This is a genomic window from Asticcacaulis endophyticus (assembly GCF_014652575.1).
In the GTDB taxonomy this organism is placed as follows: Bacteria; Pseudomonadota; Alphaproteobacteria; order Caulobacterales; family Caulobacteraceae; genus Asticcacaulis; species Asticcacaulis endophyticus.
This window is the reverse complement of record NZ_BMZB01000010.1, coordinates 1-16,072: the sequence shown is the minus strand read 5'-3', so window position 1 is coordinate 16,072 and position 16,072 is coordinate 1. Positions and strand designations below refer to the sequence as shown.

Sequence of the window (16,072 nt, the reverse complement as noted above, 5' to 3'; positions counted from 1 at the left end):
CCACCACACCCGAATTTACCTGAATTTATCCCCAAGCTTTCTGAGCATTACGCCTGAATGGGGAAGTTTAGATCTGAAATTCGCCGGATACACCCCCATCACATGGCGGTAATTTGAATTGCCTTGGGCGCTTAGGTTTGAAACAGTAGAATCACAGTTTTTAATAGCCACCTTGAGTCTAAGCCATGCGCACCGAAATCGCCCGCCCGATCCGCCTCACCGATTATAAGGCACCGGCTTACCGCGTCAGCGCGACCGACCTTACCTTCCGGCTCGACCCGACCGCGACACGGGTCACGGCCCGCTTACGTTTTGAACGCATCGGCGACGGGCCGCTGGTTCTGCTTGGGGAGCGGCTGAAACTTATCACGATTAAGCTGGACGGTGCCGACCTTGCGCCCGATGCCTATGAGATCACGGCGGAGACCCTGACCATCCACGACGTCCCGGCGCAGTTCGTGTTGGAGACCGAGGTCGAGATCAACCCGCAGGACAATAAAACGCTTGAGGGCCTCTATATGTCCTCCGGTCGCTATTGCACCCAGTGCGAGGCCGAAGGCTTTCGTAAAATCACCTATTTCCCCGACCGGCCCGATGTGTTGTCGAAATATACGGTCCGCGTCGAAGCCCCCAAGGCCGGGTTCCCGCACCTCCTGTCCAATGGTAATCTGATCGAACAGGGCGATGCCGAGGCTGATCGCCATTACGCCGTCTGGGAAGACCCGTTCAACAAACCATCCTATCTGTTTGCGCTGGTCGCCGGTGAACTGGACGTGTATGAGGACACGCTCACCACCATGTCAGGCCGCACAGTCGATCTGAAAATCTATGTCGATACCGGCATGAGCGCACGCGCGGCCTATGCGATGGATGCCCTGAAACGGTCAATGACGTGGGATGAGCAGGCTTACGGGCGCGAATATGACCTCGATCTGTTTATGATCGTGGCGGTGCGCGATTTCAACTTCGGGGCCATGGAAAACAAGGGCCTGAACATCTTTAACGCCTCGCTGTTGCTGGCGGACCCGACTACCGCCACCGATGCCGACTATGAGCGGATCGAAAGCGTCGTCGCCCACGAATATTTCCATAACTGGTCGGGCAACCGCGTCACCTGCCGCGACTGGTTCCAGCTTTGCCTCAAGGAAGGGCTGACCGTCTATCGCGATCAGGGCTTCTCCGCCGATGAGCGCGGTCACGCCGTCCAGCGCATCAAGGACGTCAAGGCTCTGCGCGCCCGTCAGTTCCCGGAAGATGCAGGCCCGCTGGCCCATCCGGTACGCCCGTCGTCATATCTTAAGATCGACAATTTCTACACCGCCACCATCTATGAAAAGGGTGCAGAGATCGTCGGCATGTTGAAAACCGTGGTCGGCCCCAAGGTGTACCGCGCCGCCCTCGACCACTATTTCACCACCCATGATGGCACGGCGGCGACGCTGGAGGATTTTCTCAAAAGCTTTGAAGCGGTCACGGGTGACGATTTTTCCCAATGGCTCAACTGGTACACCCAGGCCGGTACGCCGCGCCTGAAAGTCACGCCGAGCTATGACGCCGTGGCAAAAACCCTGACGCTGAATCTTGCCCAATCGACGGCCCCAACCCCGTCGCAACCGACCAAGGCGCCGGTGCCGATCCCGGTGCGCTTGGGGATTTTAAGCGAAGACGGCATCCCACAGAGCTTCGGTTTTGAGGGTCACAGCCAGACCGAAATCACCTATGTTTTGAGCGAGGCAAGCACCGCGATCACCCTGACTGATGTGGCCGACGCCCCGGTTCTGTCGGCCCTGCGCCATTTCTCCGCGCCCGTGATCCTTGAGATCGAAGAGCCACAATCCCACGCCTATGCCCGCTTCCGCGGCGATATGGACCCGTTTAACCGCTGGGAAACCGCGCAAAGGTTGGCGCGCGATCTGATCCTGAGCGGCGGCGATCCGGCCCCCTATGCTGACGCCCTTAAAGCCACCCTGCTCGACGGCGCGCTGGAACCCGCGTTCAAGGCCCTGATCATGGCCTTGCCCACCGAGCAAGGTCTTGCGCAGGACATGACGCCGGTAGATCCCGCCGCCATCCACACCCACCGCAAAGCCGTTAAGGCCGCCCTGTCAGCCACGCTCTATCCGACCTTGCGCGACCTTTACGATGCCATTCAGCCGGCCGTGACCTTCTCACCGGATGCTCAGAGTGCAGGTGGGCGGGCTTTGCGCAATGCCCTGCTCGATCTGATGATGGCCGGTTACGGCACGGCTGATGAGACCCGCCAATCGGAACTGTCGGCACTGGCCAGCGCCCACTATGCCCGCGCGGACAACATGACCGACATGATCGCGGCCCTGAGCGCCCTGATGTCCGTGCATGGTGAGCCTTATGAGGCAGCACTCGATGGCTTTTATGCTCGCTTCAAACATGAGCCGCTGGTGATCGACAAATGGTTCGCGTTGCAAGCCGCCTGCCCGCATCCCGAAACCCTGTCGCGCATAGACCGCCTAAGCCGCCACGCTGATTTTGATCCGAAGGTGCCTAACCGCTGGCGGGCGCTGGTGCAAAATCTGGCCTCTAACAACCCGTCGGTGTTCCACGGCGTCTTTGCGCCCGATAGCTATGGTTACGGCTTTGTGGTCGATCAGATTCTGACGGTCGATGAGTTCAACCCGATGACGGCGGCCCGACTGGTCGAATCCTTGAGCGGCTATAAGCGCTATGCCTCACCTTACCGTGAGGCGATGAAGGCCGCGTTAGAGACGATCATGGCCGCCCCTAAGCTGTCGAAAAACGTCGCGGAACTGACCGCCAAGGCGCTGGACCAAAAATAATCATAAGGCACAGCAGCGCTTAAATCCGGCTTAAACATAACAGGTTATATTCCGCTTACAGATATAAAGTAGGCGTACCAGAGGGACGTGTCTTGGGCTTAGAGCGCGTAAGATTCCTGATCGTTGATGACAACAGTCACATGATCGGCATTGTGAAAACCATCCTGCGCGGCTTTGGCGCCGTGCATGTGTTTGAGGCAAAAGACGCCACCGATGCCTTTTTCCGGCTGAAAAACGACGCCATCGATATCTGCGTGGTTGACTACCAGATGGACGTGCTCGACGGCGTTGAGTTCGTGCAGATGGTGCGAAATTCGTCCGACAGCCCCAACCGCTATGTGCCGATCATCATGCTGACCGCCCATTCGGAGCGCACCCGCGTCACCAATGCCCGCGACGCCGGGGTCAATGAGTTCTGCGCCAAGCCTGTGACGGCCACCGAACTGCACCGTAAGATCGCGGCCATCGTCAATCACCCGCGCCCGTTCATCAAGACCACAACCTATTTCGGCCCGGACCGCAGACGCCGCAAAGACCCGCAATATAAGGGCCCGGAACGCCGCCAAAGCGGGCAAGTGAGTTAGCCGCGCACCGCCGCTTCGATTTTAGCGAGGTCGATTTTGCCCATGTCCATCATGGCTTCAAAGGCGCGTTTGGCGACCTCACCGCCTGCGGCCATCGCCTCGGTCAGGACGCGCGGCGTGATCTGCCACGACAGGCCCCATCTGTCCTTGCACCAGCCGCAGGCGCTTTCAGACCCGCCATTGCCCACGATCGCGTCCCAGTAGCGGTCGGTTTCAGCCTGATCGTCGGTCGCGATCTGGAATGAGAAGGCTTCGGTCTGTTTGAAAACATCGCCGCCATTTAGCCCCAGACAGGGTATGCCGCAGACGGTGAATTCGACCGTAAGAACCTGACCGGCTTTACCGCCGGGAAAATCGGACGGCGCGCGATGTACGGCGGTCACCGCACTGTCGGGGAAGACCTGCGCATAAAACCGGGCAGCGTCTTCGGCATCATGGTTGTACCACAGGCAAATGGTGTTTTTGGGCGTTTGGGGCACGGCAAGGCTCCTCTCTGTTGCGACCGAGATTACCACGCAGACACACCTTGTCGCCTAAAAAGGGGCTAGAATTTTGAGAAAGATGGTAGTTGGAAAAAAATAAGTTGTTATTTAAGTCAGGCGGCGAAATAATTTAAAATTACAATTTTAGCATGCAAAACCTATCATCACAATCACATTGGCCATTATAATAAAATTGGATTACAATGCCGAAACTTTGGCTGACATATGCGTGGAAAGACAACGAAACAGAAGATGTAGATCACATCGTTGCCGAGCTAAGAAAAGCTGGATTGGATGTCACATTCGACCGAGTTCGCCTCCTTGCTGGACGTCGTCTCTGGGAGCAAATTTCAGCAGGGATCAGCGATCAGACTGTAAATGGGTGGGCAATCTTTGCTACTGAGAACAGCTTAAAAAGCGAACCGTGCCAAGAAGAATTGGCTTATGCATTGGATCGCACCTTGCGAACGCGAGGAGCGACATTTCCCCTGATTGGCCTATTCGCCGGGGAGTTTGATAGAGCATTAATTCCGTCGGCACTGGCCACCCGGCTATGCGTAAACCTTCATAGTAACGAGTGGAAACAACAAATAATTGATGCCCTTGTCGGCAAACCTACAAGTAAGCAACTTACCCCTGAACCTTTCGGGTATAAACTGCATAACCGTGAAAATGGGTTTGTACTTGAGGTTTGGCCCAGAACAGGCACTTGGACACCTGTTATAGCATTAGTCGATGAGTCCGAAAAAGAGTGCCTGAATATACTTATGCCAGGCCCGAGAGGCATTATTAGTGGTACAGCATCGGTAATTTGTAGCAAATTTGTTATTAATGGAAGCTACGGCATTGTCATGCAAAACCCTGTAAATAGCTCAACAACAGCTCACATTTTTTTATCGAAATTACCTCGTAAAATTATGTTTGGCCCCCAATCTGGAACTACATTTACATTGGATTTCAATTTACCAACAAATTTTAATGCAAAGATGCCCATATCTTTTAAGGGCGAGCTTAGCACACGGAAATAAGTCTATTTTGACTTAAAACTTAGGTGTCCTCGCACGCCGCCCTATCCATCCACAGGGCCCATTGTCTGTGGTTACATCCATCAACCTAAACTTAAGACTCTCGACATAGGATTAACGAACCGTTTACCTTGTTTGTTAACCTCGAATCACATCAGGACGCCGTGTCTATGTCGCGCCACAACGCCCTGTCTTCTGACCAGAGGACAAAACGAGTGTCGTCAGTCAAAAAGCCGAAATCGCCGCCAGACACGGGCAGCGCGGCTTCCCATGCCCAATCCCCCCCCGATGCCAAACCCGCCCGCGCGGCCTTTGCCCCGGTTTCGCCGCGTCTGCCGCTATGGATGCGGGTATCGACGCTAGCGCTGATTTTGGGGGCCATGCTGACCATGGCGGCCTCGACGCTTCAGGTCACCAATTCATTATCCGCCGAAAAAGACGCCGATGGCGAGAAGCTGCTGCTCAATGCCCGCCTGAGCGCCAGCCGCTCTGAGGGCCGGCTTGATACCGCCCGCACGGCCATGGAAGCGACGCTGACACAGATCAGCCTCACGCCGTCTGAGCCCTTAAGCGCGGTTGAGGCGGGCCTTAAACTGTCACGCGGTACGCTGCTGTCCGTGGCCATAGTCGGCCCTGATGGCAAACTCATTGCCCACGCCGGTCAGGATGAGCCCGACCTGATCCGTGACGCCGCCACCCGTAGCGATAAGAGTCTTGAGGTGCTGACGGCCTCATCCCGGCTGGCGCCCGCGCCGCGATCCTATGTGGTGATAAGCTCCGGCCCCGGCCGCCCCAAGGTGGTCGGACGGTTGAGTGAAACGCTTGACGCCACCAATGCCGCCGTCACGCTACAGGCCCTGATCAATGCCCGCGGCACGATTGTACAATCGACCGATGCCCGCCTCAATGGCCAGGACGTGCAAAAGGCTTTGGCGGTATCGCCTGAACAGTTGCGCCAGCGCGCCGACAATGGCGACCTGATTCAGGGGGCGCGTACCGACGGCGGTTTTGTTAAGCTGGCGGCGGTGCGCGACGGTGAAACCGGCCTGATCACCGTCTATGGTCAGCCGACTGAGCCGTTTTATTCGCCGCAGTCCAGCCTGCTGAAAGGGCTGACCCTGATCGGAGCGCCGCTGCTGATCGGGCTGCTGTTCGGGGCGTTGCTGGTGCTGCAGGACCGACGCAAGCGACAGGAAGCCCAGGGCTATCAGAGCAATGAAACCCGCTACCGGCTGGCGGTTGATGCGGCGCGCTGCGGTATCTGGGACTGGGATCTGGATGTCGGCGCGATCACCATGTCGGACGTCATGGCTCAGAAACTGGGCCTGAGCGGCATTAGCGAAGCCTCCACTCAGGATATCTTATCGCGCATTGCCGCCGAACAGCGCGGGGATGTTACTCGCGCCCTTTATGAAGCCCGCCGGTCAGGCAAGCTGGCGGTCGCCTTTCGCGTGCCGATGGACAGCGGCAATATCCTGTGGCTGGAACTGCGCGGTCAGGAACTGGGCGAACGTGACGCCAACGGCTTTACGCGTCTGAGCGGAGTGATGCTGGACGTCAGCGAACAGCGCGTCGCCCAGATGCGGGCCCAGCGGGCGGAATCGCGGCTGCTGGATGCTATCTCATCCGTTTCGGACGCCTTTGTGCTGTGGGACCGGCGTCAGCGGCTGGCCATGTGGAACGCGACCTTTGCCGAAACCTTCAGCATCGATGCGCGCTTCCTTAAGGTCGGCACGGCCCGCGACCTGATCGAGCAGGTCATGGACATCGCCATCCGCCGCAAGCAGACCGTGTCGGATGGCTCAGCGATTGAGGCCGAACTGAATAACGGCCATTGGGTGCAGATTACTGAAAACCGCACCGCCGAAGGGGGCCGGGTCATGACCGCGGTTGATATCACGGTCGTCAAAAACCAGGAAGAAATGAGTCGCCGCTCCGAGGAGCAGCTTCAGGGGCTGGTCGAAAAGCTGGAGCAAAGCCGCAAGATTCAGGCCGACCTCGCCAAAAACTATGAGCATGAGAAAATCCGCGCAGAATCGGCCAATCACGCCAAATCAGAATTCCTGGCTAATATGAGCCATGAACTGCGCACGCCGCTTAACGCCATCAACGGATTTTCCGAGATCATGTCGCAGGAGATGTTCGGCCCTATCGGCCATCCGCGCTATAAGGAATATGCTGGCGATATCCTCAATTCCGGGCAGCATCTGCTGGCCCTGATCAACGACATTCTCGATATGTCCAAGATCGAAGCCGGCAAGCTGGATATGAACTTTGAGCCGGTCGCCATTGATGATGTGGTCGAGGACACCCTACGGCTGCTGCGCCAGCGGGCTGAGAAATCGGGCCTGAAACTGAAAATTCATCTGCCGTCATCCCTGCCGGACATTGAGGCAGATTACCGCGCCTTGAAACAGATTTTGCTGAACCTGCTGACCAATGCCATCAAGTTCACCCCCCACGGCGGCAGTGTGACGGTGAGTGCGGTGGCGACGGATAACAGTGTGCACCTTAAGGTCATTGACAGCGGTATTGGTATCTCTGCGCGGGATATGCAGCGCCTGGCCCGTCCGTTCGAGCAGATCGAAAACCAGATGTCCAAAACCCGCGAAGGTACGGGCCTTGGGCTGGCGCTCACTAAATCGCTGATTGAGATGCACAATGGCCGCATGGAATTTGATTCCGAAGTGGGCAAGGGCACGGTCGTCAGCGTTATCGTCCCCATCCGCCAGCCGGTTCAATCGGATGGGCCTGAGCGGTCATCCTCGGCGGCGTAAATAAAATAGGCGGGTATAAGTACATTAGCCCATTGGTTGATTTTATAAAAAAATACAATCTAAGATTGCTACCGGTATAATCAATAAGATGATCTCAATCGTATGAATAACCATGCGGGGGATATCCATGGCTTCTAGAAAAATTGGCGTTGATGCGCTGACCGATCGTCAGAAAGAGATATTGAAATTAATTTCTCAAGGTTATCAGCAGAAAGAAATCGCCAACAAGCTTGGTCTCGAAATATCGACCATCAAAGGGCATGCTGAAGAGGCACGGTTCAAGCTGAGTGCGTCGACAACCCGTATCGCCGCTCGCATTTACGTTAATCATACCCCCCTACAAAAAGCCGGGGGGGCCCAAAGTACTATCGAAATTACCAATGCTCACAGTCACACTAATAGCCATGAGCACGCCAACCTATACATCGAACGAACCCAGCCTCACCATAATGAAGTGCGATCTTTTGAGAGCCATTCAGGCAGTGACGCCATCATCCAAGCACAACGAAGTCATCTCAACGGTGGAAGTCGTATTCACCGTGATGAAGAACGAGGGGGCGGAATCAGCCGTTTCCCTTCTAGCATATGGGTTGATGGACTTGGGGAACTACGACGATGGATTGCCGGACTCATTAGACGGTTAAAAACCTCAAGTCCAACCCATTGGCTCGCCTCCATCTTAGTTTTGGCGATCTTAATCCCTGTTGTAGCCGCACTACTGATGGGGGCCGCTATGGTTGTACTGCAGGGTATTTATGAAATTAAATCCAGCATAGGGCCGTCCAATCCGCCGTCATTGGACTCCACACAATAAGGCACCACACATGAAAAGAAATGAAATGGTTCAGAACGGCGCAAGGCAACTCTTCGCCGCTGAAGATTCCCTTGAGCAATCTGTTGTTGACGTCGCCACGTTGATAGCATCCTTAAGTCAAATGCGGCTGGATGGCCAACTGTCTGCCTGCTATGGACAAAAGGCACTCAAAGCTGTCACCGCATCGTTAAACATGGTTGTTGATGCCAGGGGGGTGCTGCTTGAAGCGCACGAAGAACTCAAAGATGTTAAAACTCAGCTAGGTTGCCGAACGGTAGCCGTGGGTAATATGCCAAAGCCGTCGGCGGGTATGACCCCGGATGTTTGGGTTGAGACCACTGAAGACAATACCAACGAACAAATTGCGGCGTAAGTTTTAGATGCTTTGGGTGTACGGATGGCTATCGGTAGCAATCTTTGTTTGTTCTTATGCCCTATGGCGTGGCGGCCCTACTGAAAAAACGGGGGCCGCCATAATACTCGTGGGTTGGTTTGTATCGCTAGGAATAGCTATTGGATCAAATAACTCAAGCGCACTATGGATCAATATAGTCGATATAATCGTCTTAATAGCGTTGGTTTTGTTGTCGTTGAAATCGCGCAAAATATGGGTTTTGATCGCAAGCGCCATCCAACTTGACACAATATTCTTTCATATTGTAGCCAGCATCACCCACTATGATGTCTTTAGTTACCTTACGGCTACAGGGCTTTGGTCTGGGGAAGGATTGCTGGTATGTTTGGCTGCGGGCGTTATAAGTCATCGGCGTGAATTACACCAAAGCCTGCATCAGCCCTGAGAAGGCTTTACCCTAGCTGCGATTTTACGGTGTAACTCAGTTGCCGCCACAGGTTTGGCGCAAAACTCATCCGCCCCTTCGCCTATCGTTGGGCTCGCATCCACCGGCTCCTGCGCCACCTCCCCACGCAAGCGTGGGAAGGAGAGTTAAGACTTTCCCGCCTCACCGGTGGCGGATGCGGCAGCCTTAGTCGCCTCTTCGCGGGCCTTCTTTTCGGCCATCTGGGCCTTCCACAGCAACCGGCGCAGCTTGAACGATGACTTGATAAAGCGGTCAGCAACGATAGCGCGCTCTTCTGCAGGCAGCTTGGCCGCTTCGTCCACCAGAGTCTGCTCGATCCGCACCTTACCCTTGATCTCCAGATCGCGCGCCTGCGCCAAAAGCGTCATGATTTTCGGGCCATCATAGGGTTCGGTCTTGGCCACTTCGGCGGCTTGTTTGCGCAGTTCCCACGCCGCTTCCATATCGGCTTCACTGGCCAAAGCAGCGGCGCGCACGGCGGTAATGATACGCTCACCATTGGCGGGCGACAGGCCTTCGGTCGCTTCGGTCAGGGCGGTCACCGGCTCAGGGCCTTTGGGCCGGAAATGCTTATAGCCCCAAAAGGCCCCGCCCGCGCTCAACGCAAACACGTTCAGCGCCAGCGATATGCCCAAGGCCCACTTCAATTTGGAATTACCGGATGCCACGATATCAGTTCTCCAGATCGACAATACTGGTCTGCACCAGCACGTCCTGAACGCGCTGATCGACAATGCTGTGCAGGCTTAAACTCATGCCTAAGATAATTCCCGCCGCGCAGGCCGCCGCCAGCGAGGCGCCGGTCATCCACACGAAGGGTGATTTCAAAGTGCTGCGCGGCGTAAAAGGCAAAACCGCGGCCCCGCCACCTTGCGGCATCAGCAGGCCCAAGGTCTGCCAGTGCAGCGCTTCTGACGCCTGCGGTGCTTTGAGGAAGCCCAATAAGCTATCGACCTCTTGTGCTTCACGCATCATCTGGTTGGCCTTCTGCGGCGACTTGCGGCAGAACTCCAGCGCGGCGGCGCGTTCATAGGCTGGCCAGCGGTCAGGATTGGCCCCGTAGGCGCTGACGATAGCTTTGAAGCGTTGTGAACCAATGATCTTAACTAACATGCGCAACTCCTTTCCTTCACGCGCTACGCTTGATGAGACGGGCGGAGGTTTCCGCCGTCTCAGGTGACAACACCGTTTTCAGGTGCCGCCGGCCGCGCGCCAGAAGGCTTTCCAGGGCATCCACACTGATATCCATCAGCGTGGCGGCCTCAATATTTGACATTTCCTGATAGTAACACAAAACAATCGCCAGACGTTGCCGCTCTGGCAGAGTATCCAGCGCCTTCGCCACCTGCTCGGCGGTTTGCTTTTGCTCAAGCTGAGCGGATGGACCGGCCTGCCCGTCGTCCATCTCAAGATCATCGGACGGCACGGTATCTTTGCGGCGGCGTAGCCGATCGTAGCACAGGTTCAGCGCCACCTTATGCATCCAGGTATCGAGCCGCGCCTTACCCGGCACCCAGCTTCCGGCCTGCTTCCACACCCGGATCAGGGTTTCCTGCGCGACGTCTTCGGCTTCGGTCGCGTCCCCCAGCATCCGCTTGGCCAGCGACAACATGCGCGGCAGCTTTTTGGACACCAGCAATTGCGTCGCGCCGATATCGCCGCGGCTGATTTTCGCCATCAGATCTTCGTCGGGATCGCCACTCATGCGCGCGTGTCTCTTATCCCCTCTGGCGTCCTCACAGACTTTGCCCCCATAGCCGTCTGCGACCACCACCCCCGCAAGATATCGTACCTCACAGGTCATGCGCAACCTGCCCGCCGAAAGGGCTAAGAGTCAAGTACCCACGCCGGATTAGCGCCGCCTGTGCGGTCGCCGCATCACCCTTTTCGTGTTTTATAAGGTATCGCACCATGACCTTACCGAAAAACCATTACCCCGGCCCGCTTTGGGGCCAGATTACAAAAGTTTAACGTAGGTGTTCAGATTTTCCGTCGCGAGCTATTGCAAGGGGGCAAGCCCCCTTGACCCGTGAGTAGGTGTCGGTTGACACGACCGCGCCTCACTCTGCCCATCAAAGTATAATCTGAGACAATCTTCTTCTTATACTCCCCCGGTGTACCTGGGGAGCGGGGTGGCCCGTGCCATGTCACGAAGTGACAGAGGGGGGCCCTTCAACGCTTCAAACGCTCCAATGCCAGCAGACGTATCCCATCCGCAACAGCGTCAACATCCCTGAATACATCCGCCGCCGGAACACGGTAAATCATGATGCCTTGTTGCATAAGCCATAGATCACGCTTTGCGTCGGCGGCTGGCTGGTCACCGAGATTATGGAAACCGCCATCGACTTCGACCGCCAGCCGTGCTTTGAAACAATAGAAATCAAGCACATAAGGCCCGGTGGCATGTTGGCGGCGAAATACGGGCTGATCCGGCAGCCTGAGTTTCAGACGCTGCCACAAAAGGTATTCCGGCGGAGTCAGGTTTCGTCGCAACGTCCGCGCCAATGCGTATTTCGGTTGCGCCATTCCCCCCTCCTGTTTGCCCCCCTCCGTCTTCGAGACCTTGCGGTCTCAAATCCACCTCCCCCGCCACGCCGGGGAAGTATTATTTTAGCGGTATTTCCTTGTACTACGCCACATCATGAACATCAGAACAGTGGACGCCAAAGCCCAAAATGGACTGAAAGCGGCGACATAAAGCCATATGGTTTTATAGATTTGCCCAGGAAGAAAATAAATCCACTTCCAGAAACCAATTGCGGCCCAGCCCCAAAATACTAAGCCTCCGACTACCAGCAGTACGGCCCTGTCCTGACGGCCACGAATGAGCAATACCCATAAAGCAATCGCACAAGTGACATAAATTGCGCTAGCCGATGCCCAGTATAGTGCATTTCCCAGTACCGGCGAATAACTGCCAACGTAAATCTGCGGCACCGTATAAATCCAGCCCATTGCCAACACCAAGCACAGACACAAGCGATATTTCATTCCGACACTGCCGTAGACACATAGACTTGGTTGATTGGCTTATCGTGCAAGACAATTAGCGCTTCCCGGTATTGGTTCATCTCGCTTTGTCCCAAGGCACCGAAGGAGATCTGGACTTCATCCTTACGCATGGAAACAAAATATCTACCGGTATTGCCCTTTAGTGATAAGGCCCTGACTAAGTAGGGCTTATCAGAAGATGTGATTAAAATCTGGCACTGACATAAGGTTTGCGCTTCATCCAAGCCTATCTCGCGAAACGGCACATTCTTCAGCGTTGCAACGGCTTCATCAAGCTTATCAGCAGAAACTTTATAAAACTTTGAGCTGTCCAGTTTGCGCCATCCTGCCCATGTGTCTGGCGTTCTAACCCAGCTATCAGGACGACTTTGACAACCGGTCAGCAGCGCTGTTGCCACCAAAATAATGCAGATGTTTTTCATATCTCTCCCCCTACCCCGCCCCCAACCTGTTGGGGGCGGATGGATCAAACCCCATCCGGGTCGATGATTGTCTCAAACGCCTGCCGGGCGCGTTTGCGGATATCGCGCAGCTTTTTCTCCAGCGTATCGAGCCTGCGGGTATGGATGGCGCGGGCCAATTTGCCTTGAAACGCTTCGGGTTCATGGGTCGGATCGTGATCCTGCTCCAGCGAGACCCGCATCAACTGCGCCAAAGCCTGCTGCACCCGCCAGGCCGTTGCCAGACACTCCAGATCATCGGCTGACGCTAACCCCGTGCGCGAAAATGCCTGTAACGCCGCCAGCGTCCCGACCCTAAGCGGCCCGCCGGATGACGCATGGATCAGTTGCAGATATTGCGCCGCAAATTCGGCATCGACCTGCCCGCCGACACTGAGTTTAAAATCCCAGAACCCCTTGGCCGGACGCTCTTTTTCCATCAGGGCGCGCATATCCAGTACGTCCTGCGCCGTGGTCGCACGATCCCTCTGGCCGCGCAAAATCGTCTCAACCTTAAGCTTGACCAGATCGGCAAAATCCACCGACGTCGCCCACACCACTCTGGCTCTCGTCAGCGCCTGAAACTCCCAGGTATCGGCGCCCTTGGTGTAGTAGTTCTCAAGCGCCGCCAGCGACACCGCCACCGGCCCTTTGGCTCCGGTCGGACGCAGTTTCATATCGATTTCGTACAAAAGCCCCTCATGGGTCGGGGCCGACAAAGCCGAAATCAGGCGCTGGGTAAAGCGCGCAAAATAGGTCTCCGACGCCCAGCCCTTAATCGTAGACACTTCCGACGGATCATCGGGCAGATAGATGGTCATCAGGTCAAGGTCAGAGCGCGCCGTCATCTCCTGCGACCCCAGTTTCCCAAGCGCCACCACCGCCACCTGACCGCCCAGATCACCGGCCTGACGCGCCACATCGGCGAGGCTTAGGGGGGCCAGATGAGTGATGCAGGCATCGGCCAGGCGCGCATAAGCCGCCCCCGCGGCCTCAGTCGTCAGGCGCGCATTGATGATCTGCATCCCGATGCGAAACTGCTGCTCACGGCCCACCCGGCGCAGGGCGTTCATCACCGATTCCAGATCAGCTGGCACCCGGTCAACTTCGTCCTGAACCAGACTATCGAGTTCTTCGCCCAAGGGATCAAAGAAACCGGCATCAAGCATGGCGTCAAACACGGTCGGATGACGCGCCAGCAAAATCGCCAGACGCGGCGAGAAGCCCATGATTTCGACCACCATCTTAAACAGGCGGTGATTGGCCAGAAACAGCGACTGGATCTGCACACCGGCCGTAAGCCCGGAGAAAAACGCCGCAAAGCGCTTAAAGGCAATCGACGGCGTACCGGTCTCATTCAGCGCCTCCAGCAGGCGCGGCACCAGGCGCGTGAACAGTTCGCGCCCGCGCTCGGTCCGCGTGGCGGGGATGCGGCCATGATGCCATGACCGGACGGTCGCTGCCACGTCATGGGGATCATCAAAGCCCATGCGTTCAAGGGTTTTAAGCGTCTCCGGGTCGTCCTCAACGCCGGTAAAGACCAGCGACCCAAACGACGACGACAGGTTTTCCCCGTCCGAAAACAGCTCGCCATAGTGGCTATTGACGGTGCGCAGGGTGCGCGACACCGCCAGATCAAACCGGCTCAGATTGGAAAATCCGGCCATGACCCCTACCTTAAGGCGGTCAGTATCGTTTTCCGGCAGGGTATGGGTCTGCTCATCATTGAGCATCTGGACGCGGTGCTCCCAGTCGCGCAGACGGCCATAGCACTGCTTGAGCTCCTTAGACACTGCCGGGGCCAGATGCCCGGCCTTGCGCAGGGCATCGAGCGCGTCTGTGGTCCGCCGTGACCGCAAGGATGGATCGCGCCCGCCGAGAATAAGCTGCTGGGTCTGGGCGAAAAACTCAATCTCGCGAATGCCGCCCGCCCCCAGTTTCAGGTTCGCCCCCGCCGCATACAGCCGCTCATCGGCCTTGTGGACATGGATCTGGCGCTTGATCGACTGAACGTCGGCAATGGCCGGATAATCAAGACTGCGCCGCCAGATAAACGGCGACAGGCTCTGCATGAATTCTTTGGCCTCAACCATATCACCGGCGCAGGCGCGCGCCTTGATGAAGGCCGCCCGCTCCCAGTTTTGACCGACGGTTTCATAGTAATTCAGGGCAAACGGCACCGACACCACGGTCGGGGTCGAGGACGGGTCGGGCCTTAAGCGCAGATCAACCCGAAAGACATAACCATCCGCCGTCCGGTCGCTCAGGATATTGGACACCCGCCGGGCGATCCGGTCGGTTAAGCCTTGCGGCTCCACCCCATCGGCCAGCGGCAGGCGCTCCATCTCACAGAAAAAAGTGATGTCGATGTCGGATGAATAGTTCAGTTCTCCCGCCCCGTGCTTACCCATGGCCAGCACAAACAGGCCGGGCAGGATGCCGCGCTCATCATCGGCGGGGGTGGGTAATAACCGCTTTTTATCGCGTTCTTCGCGCACGGCCACGGCCAGAGCGGCCTGCGTCACTGCATCAGCAAAACGGGTAAGGGCTGCGGTCACATGATCCAGCTTCCAGACCTCACCCAGATCGGCCAGGGCGGTCAAAAGATGGGTGTCGGCCTTAAGCTGGCGCAAGGTGCGCTTAGCGGCCTCGGCATCGATCGCTTCTGCCGACAACGCCCGTTCCGTGATGGCTTCGGTGGCTTGCAGTATGGTTTTAAGGCGCGCTTCGGGGGCGGCGGACAGGGTTTCATAGAGCCGCTGAGGGCTGCGGCGCATCAGACCGGACAGGTAGGGTGACGCCGACACAATCGGCTCAAGCGCCGGACGCGCTGTTTCAAGGAGATCAGTCCAGTCTTCGATCTGCGCGGCCTCAGCCACGGTTTCAAACGTGAAACCGGCAGCCGCATCATCCAGCACCGGCCCGCACGGCTGCATCAGATCGGCCAGAGGCGAAAACAATACGTCAGTCATGATCTTGGATAACTGGTTAACCCTGCAAAGGCTATAAAAAGAATCTGCACATACTAAAGTACACAAAAACGCTAATGAATCCAACGATCATCGGGTTAGGAGAGAAATTCCAATGGGCGAAGCCCGAAGAATCAAGGATCGATTATCTAAAGAAGCCAGATGTGTTTATTGCGGCAATCCTCCGACGACGAATGAACATATGCCTCCCAAAATCATGTTTGTGGGCAAACACCGGCCACAAGGTCTTGAATTCCGTGCTTGTGAGGAATGTATGAGGTGCCCCTAGATTGCTAGACACCTTGCGCCTTCAAAATGCGTTGTCTGTTTTC

14 protein-coding genes are annotated in these 16,072 nt (G+C 56.5%); 6 read left to right on the top strand and 8 right to left on the bottom strand.

Annotated features, from left to right (window positions below; all coding sequences use genetic code 11):
• Positions 1–185: 185 nt before the first annotated feature.
• Together pepN and IE102_RS17570 are read left to right on the top strand one after the other, a co-directional pair.
• Entirely contained in the window at positions 186–2,813 is a 2,628-nt protein-coding gene (gene pepN, locus IE102_RS17575) for an aminopeptidase N (protein WP_189489234.1), read from the top strand.
• 92 nt (positions 2,814–2,905) lie between these two features.
• Positions 2,906–3,397, top strand: a complete 492-nt coding sequence (locus tag IE102_RS17570; protein WP_268247498.1) for a response regulator — start codon at positions 2,906–2,908, stop codon at positions 3,395–3,397.
• Here the strand turns inward: IE102_RS17570 and IE102_RS17565 are convergent.
• Entirely contained in the window at positions 3,394–3,876 is a 483-nt protein-coding gene (locus tag IE102_RS17565; protein WP_189489232.1) for a VOC family protein, read from the bottom strand. The genes IE102_RS17570 and IE102_RS17565 overlap by 4 nt on opposite strands.
• Positions 3,877–4,082: 206 nt before the next feature.
• Here IE102_RS17565 and IE102_RS17560 point away from each other — a divergent pair, with 206 nt between their 5' ends.
• The 4 genes from IE102_RS17560 to IE102_RS17545 all read left to right on the top strand — a co-directional run bounded on the left by IE102_RS17560 (position 4,083) and on the right by IE102_RS17545 (position 8,868).
• Entirely contained in the window at positions 4,083–4,907 is an 825-nt protein-coding gene (locus IE102_RS17560; protein ID WP_189489230.1) for a toll/interleukin-1 receptor domain-containing protein, read from the top strand.
• A 212-nt stretch (positions 4,908–5,119) separates the two neighbouring features.
• Entirely contained in the window at positions 5,120–7,681 is a 2,562-nt protein-coding gene (locus IE102_RS17555; protein WP_229807859.1) for a sensor histidine kinase, read from the top strand.
• 127 nt (positions 7,682–7,808) lie between these two features.
• A complete protein-coding gene (locus IE102_RS17550) occupies positions 7,809–8,495 on the top strand; it encodes a response regulator transcription factor (RefSeq protein ID WP_189489221.1) in 687 nt (228 codons plus the stop codon).
• A gap of 10 nt (positions 8,496–8,505) precedes the next feature.
• Positions 8,506–8,868, top strand: a complete 363-nt coding sequence (locus tag IE102_RS17545; RefSeq protein WP_189489219.1) for a hypothetical protein — start codon at positions 8,506–8,508, stop codon at positions 8,866–8,868.
• A gap of 573 nt (positions 8,869–9,441) precedes the next feature.
• Here IE102_RS17545 and IE102_RS17540 read toward each other — a convergent pair.
• From IE102_RS17540 to IE102_RS17510, 7 genes are all read right to left on the bottom strand, one after another.
• A complete protein-coding gene (locus tag IE102_RS17540) occupies positions 9,442–9,984 on the bottom strand; it encodes a periplasmic heavy metal sensor (protein WP_189489217.1) in 543 nt (180 codons plus the stop codon).
• Positions 9,985–9,988: 4 nt separating this feature from the next.
• Positions 9,989–10,429, bottom strand: coding sequence for a hypothetical protein (locus IE102_RS17535; protein ID WP_189489215.1), 441 nt, complete (start codon positions 10,427–10,429; stop codon positions 9,989–9,991).
• A gap of 16 nt (positions 10,430–10,445) precedes the next feature.
• Positions 10,446–11,021, bottom strand: a complete 576-nt coding sequence (locus tag IE102_RS17530; protein ID WP_229807858.1) for an RNA polymerase sigma factor — start codon at positions 11,019–11,021, stop codon at positions 10,446–10,448.
• Positions 11,022–11,488: 467 nt separating this feature from the next.
• Entirely contained in the window at positions 11,489–11,845 is a 357-nt protein-coding gene (locus IE102_RS17525) for an endonuclease domain-containing protein (protein WP_189489211.1), read from the bottom strand.
• Between the two features lie 84 nt (positions 11,846–11,929).
• Positions 11,930–12,310 (bottom strand): hypothetical protein, encoded by a 381-nt coding sequence (locus tag IE102_RS17520; RefSeq protein WP_189489209.1) that lies wholly within the window; start codon positions 12,308–12,310, stop codon positions 11,930–11,932.
• Positions 12,307–12,753, bottom strand: a complete 447-nt coding sequence (locus tag IE102_RS17515; protein ID WP_189489207.1) for a hypothetical protein — start codon at positions 12,751–12,753, stop codon at positions 12,307–12,309. Before IE102_RS17515 ends, IE102_RS17520 begins: the two co-directional genes overlap by 4 nt.
• 44 nt (positions 12,754–12,797) lie before the next feature.
• Positions 12,798–15,743 (bottom strand): bifunctional [glutamine synthetase] adenylyltransferase/[glutamine synthetase]-adenylyl-L-tyrosine phosphorylase, encoded by a 2,946-nt coding sequence (locus IE102_RS17510; protein WP_189489204.1) that lies wholly within the window; start codon positions 15,741–15,743, stop codon positions 12,798–12,800.
• Between the last annotated feature and the right edge of the window lie 329 nt (positions 15,744–16,072).